The organism is Streptomyces sp. NPDC059010 (genome assembly GCF_042740355.1).
Lineage (GTDB): Bacteria > Actinomycetota > Actinomycetes > Streptomycetales > Streptomycetaceae > Streptomyces.
The window spans coordinates 91,701-108,586 of the sequence record NZ_JBHYJA010000034.1; the positions used below are offsets into that span (position 1 = coordinate 91,701).

Below are 16,886 nucleotides of genomic sequence, written 5' to 3' on the forward strand. Positions count from 1 at the left end.
CTCGTCCGGCACTGTTCGGGTACCCGTCCGGCCGACCGCGGGATCCAAAACCCTCACCTGAAAGCAACCCGGGAGGACCATCACCATGGCCATCGCCGACGACCTGCGTAAGACCCTCAGCGACCCGACCCCGCTCTACTTCGCCGCCGGTACGGCCGACCTCGCCTACCAGCAGGCCAAGAAGGTGCCCGGTCTGGTGGAGCAGCTGCGCGCCGAGGCGCCGGCTCGTATCGAGGCCGTTCGCGGCACCGACCCCAAGGCCGTCCAGGAGAAGGCCACGGCCCGTGCCAAGGAGGCCGGTGCCAAGGCCAAGGAGGCCCAGGAGAGCATCCAGGCCAAGGTCAACGAGTTCATCACCAGCCTGGACGCCGACATCAAGAAGCTCGGCAGCAACCTGGACGCGGACTTCAAGAAGTTCGGCAGCAGCCTCGACGCCGACCTGAAGAAGCTCGGCGAGACCGCCCAGGACATCGCGCTGCGCGGTGTCGGCGTCGCCGCCGAGTACGCCGTGAAGGCCCGTGAGACCTACGAGAAGGTCGCCGAGCACGGCGAGCAGGCCGTGAAGACCTGGCGCGGCGAGGCGGCCGAGGAGATCGAGGAGCTCGCCGTGGCCGTCGAGCCCAAGGCCGAGCCGGTCGAGGTCAAGGAGGACAAGGTCGAGGCGCAGTCCACCGAGGCCAAGCCCGCCGCCGAGGCTGCGGCGAAGAAGACCGCCGCCAAGAAGACCACGACCCGCAAGACCACCGCCGCCAAGAAGACGACCCCGCCCGCCAAGTAACACGTACGGGTGAAACAGGGCCGTTCGACACGGGCCGGGCACTTACGGAGTGCTCGGCCCGTTGTTCGGGTAGCGGTCCGGCGGTTGCGGGTACGGTGACCGCGTAGGTACGAGCCGAATCGGGTGGTGGACGTTGTGCTGATGCAGGGCTTCGCGGGGTTCATGTGGCTGCTGAGCATGGCCCTGATCCTTTTCAGCGGCTTCGCGCTGATCGACGCGGCCACGCGCCGGGAGGACGCCTACCGAGCGGCCGACAAGCAGACCAAGCCGTTCTGGCTGATCATCCTCGGCATCGCCTTCGTGGTGAACCTGATCTTCAACATCCTGTCGTTCCTGCCGATCATCGGCCTCATCGCGACGATCGTGTACATGGTCGACGTCCGCCCCGCGATCAAGAGCCTCCCCGGCGGCGGCCGCAGCAGAAGGGGCTCCAGCAGCGACGGCCCGTACGGCCCGTGGAACGGCGGCCGCTGATCAGCGCCGCCTAGGGGCGCGCCCTCAGGGGCGCGGGGCGAGTCCCGCACTCACGCCCCGAACTCACGCCCCGCGGTCGAGCAACAGCACAGCCACATCGTCCGTCAACTCACCGCCATTGAGGTCCCGCACCTCATTGACAGCGGCCCGCAGCAGCGCCTCCCCGCTCAACCCCTCGGAGAGCTGGCGGCGGACCATCTCCACCATGCCGTCCTGCCCGAGCCGCTCCCGCCCCTCGCCGACACGGCCCTCGATCAAGCCGTCGGTGTAGAGCATCAGGCTCCACTCCGCCCCCAGCTTCACCTCCATACGAGGCCACCGTGCGCCGGGCAGCAGACCGAGTGCGGGACCGTTGTTGTCGTACGGCAGCAGCTGCGCCGGCCGCCCGGCCCGGGCGAGCAGCGGCGACGGATGCCCCGCCAGGCACAGCCCCGCCCGTCGGCCGTCCGGCGCGATGTCCACCGTGCACAGGGTCGCGAAGATCTCGTCGTCGGCCCGCTCGTGCTCAAGGACCTTCTGCAGCGTCCCCAGCAGCTCGTCCCCGCACAGCCCGGCCAGGGTCAGCGCCCGCCAGGCGATCCGCAGCTCCACACCGAGGGCCGCCTCATCGGGCCCGTGCCCGCAGACGTCACCGATCATGGCGTGCACGGTGCCGTCGGCCGTACGGACGACGTCGTAGAAGTCTCCGCCCAGCAGCGCACGCGAGCGCCCCGGCCGATACCGCGCGGCGAACCGCAGCGACGAGCCCTCCAGCAGCGGCGTGGGCAGCAGCCCGCGCTCCAGGCGCCGGTTCTCCTGGGCCCGCAGCCGGCCCTCGGCAAGGCGCCGCTCGGCCGTGTCGGAACGTTTCCTCTCCACGGCGTACCGGATCGCACGGCTGAGCAGCCGCGCGTCCAGTTCATCCCGGAAGAGGTAGTCCTGTGCACCGACGCGCACGGCCTCGGTGCCGCGCTCGGCGTCGCCGGAGGCGGTGAGGGCCAGGACGGCGTGCCGGGGCGCGAGCTCCAGGACGTGCTTGAGCACGCCGAGCTCGTCCTCGTCACTGCTTCGGCCGGCCGCCGGCAGCGCCAGGTCCAGCAGGATGCAGTGGACGTCGTCGGTGAGCAGCCGCTCGGCCTCGGTGAGGTTGCGGGCGGTGCGCACGCGGATCGGCTTGCCGGTCGAGTCGAGCATCTCGGGCACGAGCGCGGAGCCGCCGGGATCGTCCTCGATCAGCAGCAGCGTCAGTGTGGTGTGGGTGGCGTTCTCGACCGTCTCGTCCTTACGCGGAGCCTCTTCCTCGGAGGTGCCGCCTGGGGACGCGGCCGGCGCCCGACCACTCTCCACGGCCGGGATCGCTCTCTGCCGCGGTATGGGTAGGGGCATCGTCTTTAGTTCCTTCCCTCCCCCCGAGGGCATGGCGGGAACGAGGGGTCTCGGTCCACCGACGGGGACCATAGCGGTAGTCGGCGCCGCAACGGAATGGTGTGAGGCACGCCGCTTGGACACCGGCCGCTGTCATATGCCGCGTTCCCTACCGCAGTTGGACAGGGTGACCGGGGGGTCGGGATGACGAACGTCACGTCCACGCCCGGTTTGCACAGGGACGGGGCGTGGGCCGGGTCACGTGGCGCGAGTCACCATCCACCCCATCACCATCCAGCCCTCACAAGCCCCCTGAATCACCCCGCATCGGGCCGAACCACCCCGAGGATCGGCATCGACCCGGCCCCCGCGACGGTCACCGTCCGTCCGGGGCGCGGGGCGTGGATGATGGCGCCGTCGCCGATGTACATGGCCACATGGCTGGCGTCGGCGTTGTAGATGATGAGATCGCCGGGACGCATGTCCTCGATGCGGATCCGATCCAGCTGCTTCCACTGCTCCTGCGAGGTCCGCGGAATCCCCTGACCGGCGCTGGCCCAGGCCTGTGACGTCAGCCCTGAGCAGTCGTACGTCTTGGGCCCCTCGGCGCCCCATTCATACGGTTTGCCCAACTGCTCCGTGGCGTACTCGACGGCCTTGCGCCCCTCTTCGGACGCCTCGCCCTTGATGTCGTCCAGGATCCCGGAGTCCAGCCACGCGGTCTGCGCCTTGTGCGCGGCCTCCTTCTCCAACTCGGCAAGGCGTTCCTTCTCTTCCACCTCCAGCCGGGATTCGAGCTGTTCGGCCGCCTTGATCTGCTTTTCGATCTTCTTCTGGGCGGCGGCCTTCGCCTTACGGCCCGCCTCCAGCTTCTGCCACTGGGCGGAGGCGTCCTTGGCGTACTGCTCCAAGTCCTGCTGGGTGCGGGTCATTTCGCCCAGCAGCCCCTTGGTCGCGCGCTCACCCTGCAACACCCGCCCGGCGCCTTCGAGGAACTCCTGCGGATCGTCGCTGAGCATCAGCTTGGCCTCGTCGGGCAGCCCGCCCGAGCGGTACTGGGCGGCGGCCGCGGCACCGGCCCGCTTCTTCAACTCGGCCAGCCGCTCCTGCCCTTGGACGATCTTCTTCGCGAGCGCGACGATCTGGGCGGACTGCTTGTCGGCCGCCTCCTCGGCGGCGTTGTACTCGTCGGTGGCGACGGCCGCGGAGTGGTAGAGCCTCTCCAGCTTCTCGCGGACGGCCTCAAGGTCCTTGTTCGACACAGGAGTCCGGGACTTGCTCGGCGACGCACTGGGCGACGGGCTGGGCTCGGGCGCCGCGAACGCCGTACCAGGCGCCGCCAGTACGGTGATCGCACCGACGACGGCCACGGCCACGAGGACGCTGCGCTTGCCCAGCGAGAGGGTGCGCCTGTCCGGTCCCATACCCCTGCCCCCAAACCTGATTTACCGTCAGTAACATGCGGACGCCTGGGGGATCGTGCCACGCCATGGCGCAAAACGACAGAGGCGGTGACTCCCTCCCCCATTCCATCCGTCGTACGACGAACTCCCCGCCTTTGTGACGAACGACTCGCGGAGATCGTTCCCCGCAGCTCACAGCGTCAGCCCCGGGGCGCCAACGCCTCCCACCGCACGGTCACTTCCCCCTGCCGCCACCGCCCGGGCCCGTCCACCACCGGCCAGTCCGCCACAAGATCCCGCACCGCCCGCATCCAGCGCTGACGAGCGCCGTAGGACGCATAGGGCGCGGCAGCGGCCCAGGCCCGATCGAAGTCACGCAGAAACGCGTGCACGGGCTCACCGGGAACATTGCGATGAATAAGCGCCTTGGGCAGCCGCTCGGCAAGATCCGAAGGCCGCCCCAACGACCCCAGCCGCGCCGCAAAGGTCACCGTCCGAGGCCCCTCCGGCCCCAGCGCAACCCACACATGCCGCCGCCCGACCTCGTCACAGGTCCCCTCGACCAGCAGCCCGCCCCGCGCCAGCCGTCCACACAGCCGCTCCCAGACCCCGGCGACCTCCCCCTCCTCGTACTGCCGCAAGACATTCGCCGCCCGCACGAGCAGCGGCCGCTGCGAAAGGGGAATCTCGAACCCACCGTGCCGAAAAACAAGCCCTTCCCGCTCATACGGCTTAGCGGCGGCAACCCGAGCGGGTTCGATCTCCAGCCCGACCACACGCACACCAGGCGCAACGGCCCGCAGCCGCCCGAGCAGCTCGACGGCGGTCCAGGGAGCGGCGCCGTACCCAAGATCAACCGCAACGGGATCGACGGCAGCCCGCCGAAGCTCGGCCCCATGCACATGGGCGATCCACCGATCCATACGGCGCAGCCGATTGGGATTGGTGGTCCCGCGCGTAACCGTTCCCACGGGGCGGGCAGAGGCGCGGGCAGGCATGAATACGAGGGTAAGCGCCCGGCACCAGGCGGCTCGCCACCTGCACCGACCCACGACGAACGTGCGCAACGCGCACCCCCACCGAAGGGCAACAGGCTGCCGCAGGCATACCGGCCCAGCCACCCCAACGCACCCAACCCCCGAACAGTTGAGCGATCCGCAGTAATTCCTGGGCAAAAACCACCCCACCCGGAATGGGAACCCCTCCCTCCGCTGTTGCACCCCCGTGGAGGGCCCCACACCCTCCGCCAGGCATGCCCGCAGCCAAGGAGGAACTGCCACGTGAGCCAGTACGTCAGCAGGCTCGGGCGACGCTCCCCGGCACCCCACCCGCGGCTCAGGCTCCACCGCCGCCCCCGCCGCGTAGCCATGCTCTCCGTGCACACCTCACCCCTCCACCAGCCCGGCACCGGCGACGCAGGCGGCATGAACGTCTACATCGTCGAGCTGGCGCAGCGCCTCGCCGCGATCAACATCGAGGTCGAGATCTTCACGCGCACCACGGCCACAGACCTCCCCCCGGTGGTCGAGCTTGCCCCCGGCGTCCTGGTCCGCCACGTGGACGCGGGCCCCTACGAGGGCCTGGCCAAGGAGGACCTCCCCGCCCAGCTCTGCGCCTTCACCCACGGCGTCATGCAGGCCTGGGCCGGCCACCGCCCCGGCTACTACGACCTGGTCCACTCCCACTACTGGCTCTCCGGCCACGTGGGCTGGCTGGCCGCCCAGCGCTGGGGCGCCCCCCTGGTCCACGCGATGCACACCATGGCCAAGGTCAAGAACGCCAACCTCGCCGACGGCGACACCCCCGAACCGGCGGCCCGGGTGATCGGCGAGACCCAGATCGTCGCGGCAGCGGACCGCCTGATCGCCAACACGGCCGAAGAAGCAGAAGAACTCGTACGTCACTACGCGGCTGACCCCGACAAGGTCGCCGTAGTCCACCCCGGCGTGAACCTCACCCGCTTCTCACCCGCCGACGGCCGAGCGGCGGCCCGCGCCCGCCTGGGCCTCCCCCAGGACGCCCTGATCCCGCTCTTCGCGGGCCGCATCCAGCCCCTGAAGGCCCCGGACATCCTCCTGCGAGCCGTGGCAGTCCTCCTCGACGAGCACCCCGAGCTGCGCTCCCGCATCCTCGTCCCGATCGTCGGCGGCCCCAGCGGCAGCGGCCTCGCCAAGCCGGAGGGCCTGCAGAAGCTCGCCGCCCGCCTGGGCATCGCGGACGTCGTACGGTTCCGCCCACCCGTCGGCCAGGAACAGCTCGCGGACTGGTTCAGGGCGGCATCGCTGCTGGTCATGCCGTCGTACAGCGAGTCCTTCGGCCTGGTGGCCATCGAGGCGCAAGCGGCCGGCACCCCCGTACTGGCCGCAGCGGTCGGCGGCCTGCCCGTCGCGGTCCGGGACGGACACACCGGCTTCCTGGTCCAGGGCCACAACCCGGCCGAGTACGCGCGCGTGCTGCACGCCTTCGCCGACGACCCGCACCTGTCCCCGCGCATGGGCGACGCGGCCGCCCGGCACGCCCAGTCCTTCGGCTGGGACAGCTCCGCCGCCGCCACCGCGGACGTCTACATCGCCGCGGCCCAGGCCCACCGGCGTCACGTACGCTCCCACCATGGCTGACGCACAGGACGCACCGGACGTACCGGACGTACAGAGGACGGCGCAGGTCGTCGAGGGAGCCCTGAAGGACGCCGACCTGGAGTGGGAGAGCCCCGCCCCCGGCAACTACGTCGTCAAGCTCCCCGGCACCCACAAGCTGTCGACCACGGTCTCCCTGATCGTCGGCCGCCACTCCCTCTCCCTCAACGCCTTCGTCATCCGCCACCCCGACGAGAACGAACCCGGCGTCCACCGCTGGCTCCTGGAGCGCAACCTCAAGCTGTACGGCGTCAGTTACGCGGTGGACCGGCTCGGCGACGTCTACGTCACCGCCAAACTCCCGCTCGCCGCAGTGACCCCCGACGACATCGACCGTCTCCTCGGCCAGGTCCTGGAGGCGGCGGACGGCGCCTTCAACACCCTCCTCGAACTCGGCTTCGCCTCCGCGATCCGCAAGGAGTACGAGTGGCGGGTGGCCCGCGGCGAGTCGACCCGCAACCTGGACGCGTTCACTCACCTGACCCAGCGCCCTTCCGAGTGACGTAAAAGTCCGAACCAACTCACTCCGCGCAACCCCTTCCGCGCCCCCGAGGTGCCGTGGCATGCTCACGCCCACCGCACTTCTGAACGTCGTTCACATCCATGAAGAGCCGCATGGAAGGGCGTACGGACATGGGCAACGCGCATCCCACCAGACGAACCCTGCTGGGCGCAGCCACAGCCGTGGCACTCGGCGCGGCCACGGGAACGGCGCCCGCTCCGGCACAGGCGGCAGCCGCCACCGAAGTCCCACCCCTCTGGCACGAGTTCACCCGCACCCCCTTCACCCACCCCCAGATCCCCTACGTCGGCCGGGCGGGCCACCGCGGCGGAGCGCCCCGCTTCCCCCGCCCCCGAGTCGTGGCCGACGTCCGCGACTTCGGCGCCACCCCCGACGGCACGACCGACTCCGCCCCCGCGATCAACCGGGCCCTCGCCGCCGCCGGAAGGGCCGGCGGCGGCACGGTCACCCTCCCGCCCGGCACGTTCCGCATCGACGACGTGATCCGCGTAGGCCACTCGAACGTGGTCCTCCGCGGCGCGGGCAGCACCCGCACGAAGCTCTACGCGACGCACAGCCTCACCGATCTGATCGGCCCCTACGGCTCCCGCTACGGCGGCGACAAGTCGGCCTGGTCCTGGGCGGGCGGCCTGCTCTGGCTGGCCCCCGAGGCCCGCTGGAACTCCCTCGTCGCCGCGATCAGGGCGAAGACCTGGCCCTTCGAGGGCTGGACGGGCAACCGACGCGACGAGTGGCGCCCGCTCACGACACTCGCCCCCGCCCGGCAGGGCGACTGGACGGTGACGGCCCCGCCCCCTTCGCCGCTCCCTCCGACGCTGCGCCCCGGCGCCCTGGTCCTGCTCCGCCTCGCCGACGACGCCGACCACAACCTCCTGGAGCACATGTGCGGCGGCGGCGCGGGTCCCGAGGCGTACACCTGGGACGACAAGACGAAGCTGACGTCATACGTCCCCTACGAATGGCCGGTCCGCATCACCGCGATCCGAGGCCGGACGATCACCCTCGAACGCCCCCTCCCGCTCGACCTGCGCCCGGAGTGGACCCCACAACTGACCACCCACACCCCGGAGTTGACGGGATCGGGCGTCGAGGGCCTGACCCTGGAGGCGGTGGAGACCCCACAGCAGCCCCACCTCCTCGACAAGGGCCACAACGGCGTGGTCCTCCAATGCGCCTACGACTGCTGGGTGGACGACGTCACCGTGCGCCACGTCGACAACGGCTTCGGCCTGGTCGCGGCCTCCGCCTGCACGCTCCGGCACACGCGCGTGGCGGGCCGCGGCACCCACCACCCCTACTTCTGCCGCGAGGGCTCGCACGACAACCTGATCGAGGACTTCACGATCGAGGCCCGCACCACCCCCGCCCCCTCGAACACCCAGCTCCACGGCATCAACGTCGAGGGCCTGTCCTCCCACAACGTCTGGTCGCGCGGCGACATGCGCACGGGCACCTTCGACAGCCACCGCGGCCTGCCCTTCGCCAACGTCCGCACCGACATCACCGTGCACAACGACGGCCGCCACGGCGGCGACGCGAGCGCGGGCCCCTTGTTCGGCGCGCGCTTCACGCACTGGAACGTCCGGGTGACCAACGGCCGCGCCGGCATGGTCCGCCTCGACGGCCTGGCGCCCTACTCCGCCACCGTGGGACTGAACGAGGTCACGGACTTCGGGCAGATCGACGTACCCGACTTCCCCGGCGATCTCCACTCCCGCCTGGAGCTGTACGGCACCACGGACGCCGCACGCCCGCGCAATCTGTACGACGCTCAGCGCGCGCTGCCGCGATAGCGCCCCGGCGGTACCCCCACCAACTTCCGGAAGTGCCGGGTGAGATGGGACTGGTCGTAGAACCCGGTCGCGACGGCCACCTCGGCCGGCGACCGGCCCTCCAGGAGGAGCCGACGGGCGCGGTCGACGCGGCGGGACATCAGGTACTGGTGCGGGGCGATGCCGTACGCGGTGCTGAACGACCGTACGAGATGGGCGGGATGGGCCTGGACGAGCCCGGCGGCCTCGTCGAGGGCGATGCCCTGCACGACCCGCTCGTCGAGGAGTTCGCGCAGGCGCCGGGCGAGGGCCGGGTCGCGGCGCGGGAGGTCGGTGACCGTCCTCGGCCGCAGATGGGTGCGCAGCCGGTCGCCGATGAGGGTGAGCCTGCTGTCGGCCTCCAACTCGTCGCCGGGGTGGGCGAGGGCGGTGTGCAGCCGGCCGACGCGCCGCCGGAGCACCGGGTCCCGCAGGTCGGGGGAGTCGACCGCCGGGCCGATCAGATCGTCGCCCAGCCGGGTGCCGTCCAGGTACAGGACGCGTTTGCGGAAGCCGTGCGGGGTGGCGGGGGAGCCGTTGTGGGGGATGTGCGGCGGGAGCAGGGAGACCGTGTCGTGCGGGGTGCCGTGTTCATGCCGGTCGAGGTCGTAGCGGACGGCGCCGTCGTCGACGATCAGCAGCGTCCAGGCCTCGTGGACGTGCATCGGATACGCGTACTCGGTGAAGTGGGCGTGGAACACCTCGGTGACGCCCGGGACGGAGGGGCGCCACGCGGAGACTTCCTGACGATTCCCGGCGGCGGCCATGCAAAGAACGTACAAGACGGTGCCGTACGACGGCCGTCAGTCTCATCCCATGACCACTGATCCCAAGACCGCTGATCCCAAGACCGCCGAACCCATGACCGCTGAACCCGTCCGTTTCGACACGAAGATCGCCGTCCTGCTGCGCGAGGACCTGGAGACCTGGCAGCGGCTGAACGTCACCGCGTTCCTGGTCAGCGGCCTGGGCACGCAGCTGCCGGAAGTGATCGGCGACCCCTACGAGGACGCGGACGGCGTCCCCTACCTGCCGATGTTCCGCCAGCCGGTCCTGGTCTTCGAGGGCACGAAGGAGACCCTGACGACGGCCCACGCGCGCGTGCTGTCCCGTTCCCTCCCGCGCGCGGTGTTCACCTCCGACCTGTTCACGACGGGCAACGACCGCGACAACCGGGCGGCGGTGCGGGCCGTGGGCACGGCGGAGCTGGATCTGGTGGGGCTGGCGGTGTACGGGCCGAGGAACGCGGTGGACAAGGTGATGAAGGGGGCGCGGATGCACCCGTGAGGGAGGAAGTGGCCGGTCAGGCCGCGCTGACCTCGGGCTTGGCGTCGGCAGGGGCGGCGCTGTCGGCCGGTGGCCGGGCCGGCAGGCGGTGCATCAGGGCGCCGTATCCGACGGCCGCGACCGTCCCGACGACCGCGCACAGGCCCCACAGCCACTCGGCGCCGTAGTGGTCGATGACGTAACCGGACATGAGGGGGGCGACGAGGGCGGCGACGGACCAGGACAGGGTGTACATGCCCTGGTAGCGGCCGCGTCCGTGGGCGGGGGAGAGGCGGACGACGAGGCCGGTCTGGGTGGGCGCGTTGAGCATCTCGCCCAGCGTCCACACGCACACCGTGAGCGCGAAGACGCCGACCGACCCGGCGAAGGCGGTGAGCCCGAAGCCGTATCCGGCGAGGAGGGAGGAGAGGACGAGGAGGCGTCTGGGGTCCCGGTGCTCGATGAAGCGGGTGACGGGGATCTGCAGGGCGACGATCAGGACGCCGTTGACGGCGATGGCGAGCCCGTAGTCGGCGGGCGAGAACCCTTCCTCACCCATCGCCACCGGCAGCCCCACCGAGCCCTGCTGGAAGACGAGGGCGACGAGGAAGGACAGTCCGACGACGCTCATGAAACGCCCGTCGCGCAGAACGGTGCCGAGCCCGACCTCGTCGGCGGCCTTCTCCGTCGCGGTGCGCTCGGGCCGTGACTCGGGCAGCTTGACGAACACCAGGACCGCGCAGACGGCCGTCATGCCGGCCTCGATCAGGAACCCGGAGAGGTAGCTGACCTCGGCGATGAACCCGGCGGCCATGGAGGACACGGCGAACCCGAGGTTGATCGCCCAGTAGTTGAGGGAGAAGGCGCGGACCCGGTCCTCGGGCCGGACGATGTCGGCCATCATCGCCTGCACGGCGGGCCGGGAGGCGTTGGAGGCGGCACCGACGAGGAAGGCGACGGCGGCGATGGCGACGGGGTGGTGCATGAAGCCGAGGAGCGCGACCGAGGCGGCGGTGGAGGCCTGCGCGATCAGCAGCGTGGGCCGCCGCCCGAGCCGGTCGGTCATCACGCCGCCCCCGATGGACGAGACGACTCCGCCGAGGCCGTGCAGCGCGGCGACGAGACCGGCGTAGGAGGCGGAGTAGCCGCGGTCGAGGGTGAGGTACAGGGCCATGAAGGTGGCGACGAAGGCACCGAGCCGATTGACCAGGGTGCTGGTCCACAGCCACCAGAACTCGCGGGGAAGACCGGAGACGGTCTCGCGGGTGGCACGCCTCAGGGCGGCGAGTGACATAGGGGTCCCCACGGGTGTGGCCGATACGGGCCGGCGGATGTAAGAAGCCGAGGCGGCATCCGCAACTTACATAGGCCCGGCTCGGGGAGGCCACTCAATTAACAGATCCCGTCAACTGTCCGCCTGCTGGGCGGGCCTCCTGGGGGCGGAATACGTCGATTACGCTCTGGGGCATGGCCGACGCACCGTACAAGCTGATCCTCCTCCGCCACGGCGAGAGCGAGTGGAACGCGAAGAACCTGTTCACCGGCTGGGTGGACGTCAACCTCAACGAGAAGGGCGAGAAGGAGGCGGTCCGCGGTGGCGAGCTCCTGAAGGACGCCGACCTCCTGCCCGACGTGGTCCACACGTCCCTCCAGAAGCGGGCGATCCGCACGGCCCAGCTGGCGCTGGAGTCGGCCGACCGCCACTGGATCCCGGTCCACCGCAGCTGGCGCCTGAACGAGCGGCACTACGGCGCCCTCCAGGGCAAGGACAAGGCCCAGACCCTCGCGGAGTTCGGCGAGGAGCAGTTCATGCTGTGGCGCCGTTCCTACGACACCCCGCCGCCCCCGCTTGAGGACGGCACGGAGTTCTCCCAGTCGGACGACCCGCGCTACGCGACGATCCCGCCGGAGCTGCGCCCCCGCACGGAGTGCCTGAAGGACGTCGTCGTCCGCATGCTCCCCTACTGGTACGACGGCATTGTCCCCGACCTGCTGACCGGCCGCACGGTCCTGGTCGCGGCCCACGGCAACTCGCTGCGCGCCCTGGTCAAGCACCTCGACGGCATCTCCGACGCCGACATCGCGGGCCTGAACATCCCCACGGGCATCCCCCTCTACTACGAGCTCGACGCCGACTTCAACCCGGTCACCCCGGGCGGCAAGTACCTGGACCCGGAGGCGGCCGCAGCGGCCATCGAGGCGGTCAAGAACCAGGGCAAGAAGAAGTAACCCGAACTGTTCAAGGCCCCTACCTGCGGTTTCTCCGCCGGTAGGGGCCTTGTTGCCGTTGTGCCGGGCCCAAGTCGAGCCGCTACGTTCCCGACCCCTGCCCCCGCATCTCGGCCTCGGCGTCCGCGACCGCGATGGTGATGCCGAGGGCCTTGGCGATGTTGCCGGCCGCCGTCATGACGCGGGCCGTGCCCACGACGGGGGCGATGGCGACGAGGACGTCCTGGACCTGCTCGGCGGTCATGCCGGCCTGGATGGCGGGGTCGATGTGGGCGACGTAGGAGATCGGCGGGGCGTCCGACGCGGCGAGGGCCGCGATGCGGGTGAGCATGAACGTCTCCGGGGTCAACCCGCACCGCTCGACTGAGTCGACGGTCATCGCGGCGAGGGTGTCCAGTACGGGGGTTTCGGATGCTGTGGCCATGGCAGGTCGTCTCCTGTCCGTGTCCTGAAGGGAATCGACGCCTGCACGCGAGGCAACCACTCGCTTCGGCGCCTACCGCTCGACCGTAAGCCCGTCTTCCGCGGACCGCCTGTCGAGCCGAACGCCCCCAGCCGATCTCCGTGTTCTCCCCAACACCGCCGGTCAGACCGACAACGGCACCGCGTGGATCTCGTCCGCCTTGTGCCCGGCGCGCTCATGGATGCGCTGGACCGCTTCGGCCGAGGGCGCCTCGGAGAGGCAGTAGACGACGCCCGACTCGGGGTCGGCCCACGCCCGCTCGAAGTGCACGCGCTCGTCCTTCTCTATGGCGAGGTCCGCGTTGTGGGCCTCGCGGAGCTGGTCGGCCGTGATGCCCTTCATGTTGTGGTGTACGTCCATGTACTGAGCCATGGCCCGCACCTCCTCACGATCCTGGTCCTGGTCTCCTTCCATGCTCCTCCCGCACGGCACCGGGAGCGAGGCGAGCGCCGACCCGCCGAGCCGCCGAGCCGCGGGCACGCGAAGGGCCCCGGTACGCCATCGCACCGGGGCCCTTCAGCGTCGTACAGAGAAACAGAACACCCTCACCCGCACTGGCAGGGATTCCCCGACTGGCACCCGCACGCGCAGCCCGAGCCACAGCCGCAGGCGCCGAAGAGCGGGAGGCTCCTGATGTCGGCGGGCTGCTCGGTCGCGCGTTCCCGGGTGGGGTCGGGTGTCGTGCCGGGCGTGCTGGGGGATTCGGCCATGGTGCCTCCTCAGGGCTGGAGCCTGTGCCCATTGGATGCCCGCCCCGCTGGGCGCATCAACGGCGCACAGAGGCTTGCACACGCCCCGAACAGACCCCCGCAAGCCCGCGTGACGAGCCGCCCCCGAGCCGTCCCCGAGGCCCCCCGGAGGGCTTACGCCCCCTCCGCCCCCGAAACCTGCTGGATCTCCGGCTGGACGTCGGCCTGCAGCTCATCCGCGTGCTCACCCGTCACCAGGTACACCACACGCTTCGCCACGGCCACCGCGTGGTCGGCGTACCGCTCGTAGTAGCGGCCGAGCAGCGTCACGTCGACGGCCGTCTCGATGCCGTGCTTCCAACGCTCGTCCATGAGGTGCTGGAAGAGCGTGCGGTGCAGGAGGTCCATCGCGTCGTCGTCCTGCTCCAGTTGGAGCGCGAGGTCGACGTCCTTGGTGACGAGCACCTCGGCCGCCTTCGCCATCAGGCGCTGCGCGAGCTGGCCCATCTCCAGGATGGTGGCGTGCAGGTCCTGCGGGATGGCGCGCTCGGGGTAGCGCAGCCGGGTGAGCTTCGCCACGTGCTGGGCGAGGTCGCCCGAGCGCTCCAGGTCGGCGGACATACGGAGCGAGGTGACGACTATCCGGAGGTCCGTCGCCACCGGCTGCTGGCGGGCGAGCAGCGCTATGGCCCGCGCCTCCAGGTCGTGCTGGAGATCATCGACCTTCTGGTCGGCCTCGATCACACTCTCGGCCAGCTTCAGGTCGGCGTCGAGGATCGCCGTCGTGGCGCGTCCGATCGCCGACCCGACCATCCGGGCCATCTCCACCAGGCTGTCGCCGATCGAGTCCAGTTCCTCGTGGTACGCGTCCCGCATCAGGGGTCCCTCTCTTACGTCTGCCTCAGGGGTTTCCGTCGAACCGTCGAGCGGACAGTCTTACGGTCATGACCTCCGACAGTAAGACTGTCCCGAAAACGCCAGTCGGACTGTCGTGAAACCGCCAGTGTGATCTCCACGCTAAACCGCCAGGGCGAACCCGACGCTTCCACGATCCGGTCCGTACGCGTCCGTTTCCGCCACCCCAAATGAACCAACACTGGCTCCAAGGTGAACTCTGGGCGACGAGTGTTCGAGCTCGCACCTCGATGGCTGTGGCCGGCACCCACCCCATGCCTAACCTGGACGCATGGACGTGAACGCGGCGGTCGCCGCAGCGGCAGCGATCGCCGGGGTGCTTACCGGCGTCATCGCCATGCTGGCGTTCCGCTGGAGCGAACGCGACCTGAAGCGACCCACCCGAACCTCCCTGCACACCGACCCTGTCCTGCCCCCCGGCGTGGACACGGTCCTCTCGGTGCTGCGCTCCTCCGCCGTCGTCCTCGACGAGGGGGACGCCGTGGTCAAGGCCAGCTCGGCGGCGTACGCCCTCGGTCTGGTGCGCGGTGGCAAGCTCTCCGTCGAGCCCATGCTCCAGATGGCCCGGGACACCAGACGTGACGGCGAGATAAGGCAGGTCGAGCTGGATCTGCCCAGGCGTGGCACCGGACGCGGCGAGGCGCTCGCCGTGTCCGCTCGTGTCGCGCCCCTCGGCTCCCGACTCGTGCTTCTCCTGGTCGAGGACCTCACCGAGGCCCGGCGGATAGAGGCGGTGCGGCGTGACTTCGTCGCCAATGTGAGCCATGAGCTGAAGACGCCGGTCGGCGCCCTCTCCCTGCTGTCCGAGGCCGTCATGGACGCCTCCGACGACCCGGAGGCCGTGGAGCGCTTCGCCGGGCGCATGCAGATCGAGGCGACCCGGCTGACCAACCTGGTGCAGGAGCTCATCGACCTCTCCCGGGTGCAGAACGACGACCCGCTGGAGGACGCCGAGCCCGTCCGCGTGGACGAGCTCGTCGCCGAGGCGATCGACCGCTGCCGGCACGCCGCCGGCACGAAGCAGATCACCATGGCGGCCGGAGGCGCCGAGGACCTCAGCATCTGGGGCAACCGGGGCCAGCTCGCCGCGGCGCTCGGCAACCTCGTCGAGAACGCCGTCAACTACTCGCCCGCCCGCACCCGCGTCGGCATCGCCGCGCGCCGGCTCAGCGCTCCGGGCGGGGACCTCATCGAGATCGCCGTGACCGACCAGGGCATCGGCATCTCGGACAAGGACAAGGAGCGCATCTTCGAGCGCTTCTACCGCGTCGACCCGGCCCGTTCCCGTGCCACCGGTGGCACCGGCCTCGGTCTCGCGATCGTCAAGCACGTGGCCGCCTCGCACAGCGGGGAGGTCACGGTGTGGAGTTCCGAGGGACAGGGCTCCACGTTCACCCTGCGGCTGCCGGAGGCGGGTGCGGCCCGCGACCGTGCTCAGCAGCACCCCGATCTCGACGACGAGGCCGGGCAGCCCGCACTATCGAATTCCCCCAATTCCCCCGACTCACCCGCGTACGAAACGCTTTCCGCCCCGGAGGTCCGCCCGTGACCCGAGTGCTCGTCGTCGAGGACGAGGAGTCCTTCTCCGACGCCCTGTCGTACATGCTCCGCAAGGAGGGCTTCGAGGTCGCCGTCGCGACCACCGGGCCCGACGGACTCGACGAGTTCGAGCGCAACGGCGCCGACCTCGTCCTCCTCGACCTGATGCTGCCCGGCCTGCCGGGCACCGAGGTCTGCCGTCAGCTGCGTGGCCGCTCAAACGTTCCGGTGATCATGGTCACCGCGAAGGACAGTGAGATCGACAAGGTGGTCGGCCTGGAAATAGGAGCCGATGACTACGTCACCAAGCCGTTCTCCTCACGCGAGCTGGTCGCCCGTATCCGGGCCGTCCTGCGCCGCCGCGGCGAGCCCGAGGAGGTCACCCCGGCCGCGCTGGAGGCCGGTCCTGTCCGCATGGACGTCGACCGCCACGTGGTCACGGTCTCCGGCTCCAAGGTCGACCTCCCCCTCAAGGAGTTCGACCTCCTGGAGATGCTCCTGCGCAACGCCGGCCGGGTCCTGACCCGTATGCAGCTCATCGACCGCGTCTGGGGTGCCGACTACGTCGGTGACACCAAGACCCTCGACGTCCACGTCAAGCGCCTGCGCGCCAAGATCGAGCCGGACCCGGGCGCCCCGCGCTACCTGGTGACGGTGCGTGGCCTCGGCTACAAGTTCGAGCCGTAGACAACAGCGCCAGTACGCCGAAGGGGGGGGGGGGGGGGGCGGCCGGGGGGGCGCCCCCCGCGCCGCGGGGGGGGGGGCGGGAGGGCCGGGGGCTGATTAAACACAAACACACACACACGACCCACACAA

18 protein-coding genes are annotated in these 16,886 nt (G+C 70.4%); 9 read left to right on the forward strand and 9 right to left on the reverse strand.

Annotated elements, in window-relative coordinates; translation table 11 throughout:
• Positions 1–85 precede the first annotated feature (85 nt).
• Both ACFWYS_RS31615 and ACFWYS_RS31620 read left to right on the forward strand, forming a co-directional pair.
• Entirely contained in the window at positions 86–778 is a 693-nt protein-coding gene (locus ACFWYS_RS31615) for a hypothetical protein (RefSeq protein WP_384776165.1), read from the forward strand.
• 141 nt (positions 779–919) lie between these two features.
• Complete coding sequence (locus ACFWYS_RS31620) at positions 920–1,252, forward strand: DUF2516 family protein (protein WP_384776197.1); 333 nt, start codon at positions 920–922, stop codon at positions 1,250–1,252.
• Between the two features lie 63 nt (positions 1,253–1,315).
• Here the strand turns inward: ACFWYS_RS31620 and ACFWYS_RS31625 are convergent, their stop codons facing one another.
• The 3 genes from ACFWYS_RS31625 to ACFWYS_RS31635 all read right to left on the reverse strand — a co-directional run bounded on the left by ACFWYS_RS31625 (position 1,316) and on the right by ACFWYS_RS31635 (position 4,997).
• Positions 1,316–2,617: a PP2C family protein-serine/threonine phosphatase gene (locus tag ACFWYS_RS31625; protein WP_384776167.1), complete on the reverse strand. Its 1,302-nt coding sequence runs from the start codon at positions 2,615–2,617 to the stop codon at positions 1,316–1,318.
• Between the two features lie 296 nt (positions 2,618–2,913).
• Complete coding sequence (locus ACFWYS_RS31630) at positions 2,914–4,020, reverse strand: NlpC/P60 family protein (RefSeq protein ID WP_384776169.1); 1,107 nt, start codon at positions 4,018–4,020, stop codon at positions 2,914–2,916.
• A gap of 179 nt (positions 4,021–4,199) precedes the next feature.
• Positions 4,200–4,997, reverse strand: coding sequence for a class I SAM-dependent methyltransferase (locus tag ACFWYS_RS31635; RefSeq protein ID WP_384776171.1), 798 nt, complete (start codon positions 4,995–4,997; stop codon positions 4,200–4,202).
• Between the two features lie 282 nt (positions 4,998–5,279).
• On the opposite strand from ACFWYS_RS31635, the gene mshA reads away from it, so the two are divergent.
• The 3 genes from mshA to ACFWYS_RS31650 all read left to right on the forward strand — a co-directional run bounded on the left by mshA (position 5,280) and on the right by ACFWYS_RS31650 (position 8,951).
• A complete protein-coding gene (gene mshA, locus ACFWYS_RS31640) occupies positions 5,280–6,617 on the forward strand; it encodes a D-inositol-3-phosphate glycosyltransferase (RefSeq protein WP_384776173.1) in 1,338 nt (445 codons plus the stop codon).
• Positions 6,610–7,137 (forward strand): YbjN domain-containing protein, encoded by a 528-nt coding sequence (locus ACFWYS_RS31645; protein WP_384776175.1) that lies wholly within the window; start codon positions 6,610–6,612, stop codon positions 7,135–7,137. The genes mshA and ACFWYS_RS31645 overlap by 8 nt, the downstream gene beginning before the upstream one ends.
• A gap of 113 nt (positions 7,138–7,250) precedes the next feature.
• Positions 7,251–8,951 carry a glycosyl hydrolase family 28-related protein gene (locus ACFWYS_RS31650; protein ID WP_384776177.1) on the forward strand — a complete coding sequence of 567 codons (1,701 nt, stop codon included), beginning with the start codon at positions 7,251–7,253 and terminating at the stop codon, positions 8,949–8,951.
• Here the strand turns inward: ACFWYS_RS31650 and ACFWYS_RS31655 are convergent.
• Positions 8,930–9,736 carry an AraC family transcriptional regulator gene (locus ACFWYS_RS31655; protein ID WP_384776179.1) on the reverse strand — a complete coding sequence of 269 codons (807 nt, stop codon included), beginning with the start codon at positions 9,734–9,736 and terminating at the stop codon, positions 8,930–8,932. The two genes, ACFWYS_RS31650 and ACFWYS_RS31655, sit on opposite strands and share 22 nt — an antisense overlap.
• A gap of 49 nt (positions 9,737–9,785) precedes the next feature.
• On the opposite strand from ACFWYS_RS31655, the gene ACFWYS_RS31660 reads away from it, so the two are divergent.
• Positions 9,786–10,256: a DUF2000 family protein gene (locus ACFWYS_RS31660; RefSeq protein ID WP_384776181.1), complete on the forward strand. Its 471-nt coding sequence runs from the start codon at positions 9,786–9,788 to the stop codon at positions 10,254–10,256.
• A gap of 16 nt (positions 10,257–10,272) precedes the next feature.
• On the opposite strand, the gene ACFWYS_RS31665 is transcribed toward ACFWYS_RS31660, so the two are convergent.
• Positions 10,273–11,529, reverse strand: a complete 1,257-nt coding sequence (locus ACFWYS_RS31665) for an MDR family MFS transporter (RefSeq protein ID WP_384776183.1) — start codon at positions 11,527–11,529, stop codon at positions 10,273–10,275.
• 173 nt (positions 11,530–11,702) lie between these two features.
• Here ACFWYS_RS31665 and ACFWYS_RS31670 point away from each other — a divergent pair, with 173 nt between their 5' ends.
• Entirely contained in the window at positions 11,703–12,464 is a 762-nt protein-coding gene (locus ACFWYS_RS31670) for a phosphoglyceromutase (RefSeq protein WP_062723775.1), read from the forward strand.
• Between the two features lie 82 nt (positions 12,465–12,546).
• Here ACFWYS_RS31670 and ACFWYS_RS31675 read toward each other — a convergent pair whose 3' ends face one another.
• The 4 genes from ACFWYS_RS31675 to phoU all read right to left on the reverse strand — a co-directional run bounded on the left by ACFWYS_RS31675 (position 12,547) and on the right by phoU (position 14,492).
• Positions 12,547–12,888, reverse strand: coding sequence for a carboxymuconolactone decarboxylase family protein (locus ACFWYS_RS31675; protein WP_384776185.1), 342 nt, complete (start codon positions 12,886–12,888; stop codon positions 12,547–12,549).
• 162 nt (positions 12,889–13,050) lie between these two features.
• Positions 13,051–13,299: an SCO4226 family nickel-binding protein gene (locus ACFWYS_RS31680; RefSeq protein ID WP_272119592.1), complete on the reverse strand. Its 249-nt coding sequence runs from the start codon at positions 13,297–13,299 to the stop codon at positions 13,051–13,053.
• A 173-nt stretch (positions 13,300–13,472) separates the two neighbouring features.
• Positions 13,473–13,637, reverse strand: a complete 165-nt coding sequence (locus tag ACFWYS_RS31685; RefSeq protein WP_384776187.1) for a hypothetical protein — start codon at positions 13,635–13,637, stop codon at positions 13,473–13,475.
• 153 nt (positions 13,638–13,790) lie between these two features.
• Positions 13,791–14,492 (reverse strand): phosphate signaling complex protein PhoU, encoded by a 702-nt coding sequence (gene phoU, locus ACFWYS_RS31690; protein ID WP_384776189.1) that lies wholly within the window; start codon positions 14,490–14,492, stop codon positions 13,791–13,793.
• Positions 14,493–14,802: 310 nt separating this feature from the next.
• Here phoU and ACFWYS_RS31695 point away from each other — a divergent pair, with 310 nt between their 5' ends.
• Both ACFWYS_RS31695 and ACFWYS_RS31700 read left to right on the forward strand, forming a co-directional pair.
• Complete coding sequence (locus tag ACFWYS_RS31695; protein WP_384776191.1) at positions 14,803–16,080, forward strand: sensor histidine kinase; 1,278 nt, start codon at positions 14,803–14,805, stop codon at positions 16,078–16,080.
• Entirely contained in the window at positions 16,077–16,757 is a 681-nt protein-coding gene (locus tag ACFWYS_RS31700) for a response regulator transcription factor (protein ID WP_015659563.1), read from the forward strand. Before ACFWYS_RS31695 ends, ACFWYS_RS31700 begins: the two co-directional genes overlap by 4 nt.
• Positions 16,758–16,886 lie beyond the last annotated feature (129 nt).

Excerpts from the sequence above, each read along its gene's own strand:
- ACFWYS_RS31615 (WP_384776165.1), top strand. The coding sequence starts at position 86 with ATGGCCATCGCCGACGACCTGCGTAAGACCCTCAGCGACCCGACCCCG.
- ACFWYS_RS31620 (WP_384776197.1), top strand. The coding sequence starts at position 920 with ATGCAGGGCTTCGCGGGGTTCATGTGGCTGCTGAGCATGGCCCTGATC.
- ACFWYS_RS31625 (WP_384776167.1), bottom strand. The coding sequence starts at position 2,617 with ATGCCCCTACCCATACCGCGGCAGAGAGCGATCCCGGCCGTGGAGAGT.
- ACFWYS_RS31630 (WP_384776169.1), bottom strand. The coding sequence starts at position 4,020 with ATGGGACCGGACAGGCGCACCCTCTCGCTGGGCAAGCGCAGCGTCCTC.
- ACFWYS_RS31635 (WP_384776171.1), bottom strand. The coding sequence starts at position 4,997 with ATGCCTGCCCGCGCCTCTGCCCGCCCCGTGGGAACGGTTACGCGCGGG.
- ACFWYS_RS31645 (WP_384776175.1), top strand. The coding sequence starts at position 6,610 with ATGGCTGACGCACAGGACGCACCGGACGTACCGGACGTACAGAGGACG.
- ACFWYS_RS31650 (WP_384776177.1), top strand. The coding sequence starts at position 7,251 with ATGGAAGGGCGTACGGACATGGGCAACGCGCATCCCACCAGACGAACC.
- ACFWYS_RS31655 (WP_384776179.1), bottom strand. The coding sequence starts at position 9,736 with ATGGCCGCCGCCGGGAATCGTCAGGAAGTCTCCGCGTGGCGCCCCTCC.
- ACFWYS_RS31660 (WP_384776181.1), top strand. The coding sequence starts at position 9,786 with ATGACCACTGATCCCAAGACCGCTGATCCCAAGACCGCCGAACCCATG.
- ACFWYS_RS31665 (WP_384776183.1), bottom strand. The coding sequence starts at position 11,529 with ATGTCACTCGCCGCCCTGAGGCGTGCCACCCGCGAGACCGTCTCCGGT.
- ACFWYS_RS31670 (WP_062723775.1), top strand. The coding sequence starts at position 11,703 with ATGGCCGACGCACCGTACAAGCTGATCCTCCTCCGCCACGGCGAGAGC.
- ACFWYS_RS31675 (WP_384776185.1), bottom strand. The coding sequence starts at position 12,888 with ATGGCCACAGCATCCGAAACCCCCGTACTGGACACCCTCGCCGCGATG.
- ACFWYS_RS31680 (WP_272119592.1), bottom strand. The coding sequence starts at position 13,299 with ATGGCTCAGTACATGGACGTACACCACAACATGAAGGGCATCACGGCC.
- ACFWYS_RS31685 (WP_384776187.1), bottom strand. The coding sequence starts at position 13,637 with ATGGCCGAATCCCCCAGCACGCCCGGCACGACACCCGACCCCACCCGG.
- phoU (WP_384776189.1), bottom strand. The coding sequence starts at position 14,492 with ATGCGGGACGCGTACCACGAGGAACTGGACTCGATCGGCGACAGCCTG.
- ACFWYS_RS31695 (WP_384776191.1), top strand. The coding sequence starts at position 14,803 with ATGGACGTGAACGCGGCGGTCGCCGCAGCGGCAGCGATCGCCGGGGTG.